The sequence below is a fragment of the Desulfosporosinus metallidurans genome, assembly GCF_001936615.1.
In the GTDB taxonomy this organism is placed as follows: Bacteria; Bacillota; Desulfitobacteriia; order Desulfitobacteriales; family Desulfitobacteriaceae; genus Desulfosporosinus; species Desulfosporosinus metallidurans.
This window is the reverse complement of the sequence record NZ_MLBF01000164.1, coordinates 1-801: the sequence shown is the minus strand read 5'-3', so window position 1 is coordinate 801 and position 801 is coordinate 1. Positions and strand designations below refer to the sequence as shown.

Below are 801 nucleotides of genomic sequence, written 5' to 3'. Positions count from 1 at the left end.
ACCGTCCTGGCCCTGTGCCAGGGCCTGGGCGTCCCGTGCCACAGTCAGCGAACCGATGTGGCCGCCCTGGCCCGGGAGCGCCGCACCGGCCTGGAAGACGCCGGCCGGCAGGCCCGCTATGCCTTTTTTGCCGGGCTGTGCGCCGCCTATCCCGACGCCTGGACCCTCACCGGCCATCAGTTGAACGACCTGGCCGAGGACCAGTTCATGCGCCTGACCCGCGGTGCCGGCTGGCCGGCCCTGGGTGGCATGGCCGCCGCCGATCCGGTCCGGCGCATCCTGCGTCCACTCCTGCTCACGCCCCGAAGCGCCATCGACGCCTTTGTGGCCGCCCTCAGGCTGCCAACGCTAAGCGACCCTTCCAACAGCGACCCGGCCTTTTTGCGAAACCGCGTGCGCCACACCATGCTGCCGGCCGCCCTGGCGGAAAATCCCCGCTACCTCGACGCCGCGGCCCGGCTGTGGCAGCAGGCCCGCCTGGACGCCGATTATTTTACCGCCAGCCTGCCCGCTGTCCCGGACCCGGCAATCCTGTCCCGGACGACCCTGGCCGCCACCCACCCGGCCACCCGCCTGCGCCTTTACCGCCGCGCCCTGGCCGCCCTGGGCCGGGCCAGGCCCTGGCCGACGGGCTGTTCGCCCTGGACGAGGCGGTCGCGCGCCGGGCCACGGGCCGCGCCTTCCAGTTTCCAGGCGGCAAGACGGCCCGGCTGGCCCCCGGCTTCGTAGTCTTTTTCCCGGCAACCGGGCGGTCGGCCCGGACGGGAATCACCATTGACAGGGCTGGCCGGCGGGGGTAAT

Annotated in this window: 1 protein-coding gene; it reads left to right on the top strand. The window is 72.9% G+C overall.

The genetic code is table 11. The features are described from left to right. Positions 1-729, top strand: a 729-nt coding sequence (gene tilS / locus DSOL_RS26150; protein WP_075367606.1) for a tRNA lysidine(34) synthetase TilS, incomplete at its 5' end; no start/stop codon positions are given. Positions 730-801: the final 72 nt, after the last annotated feature.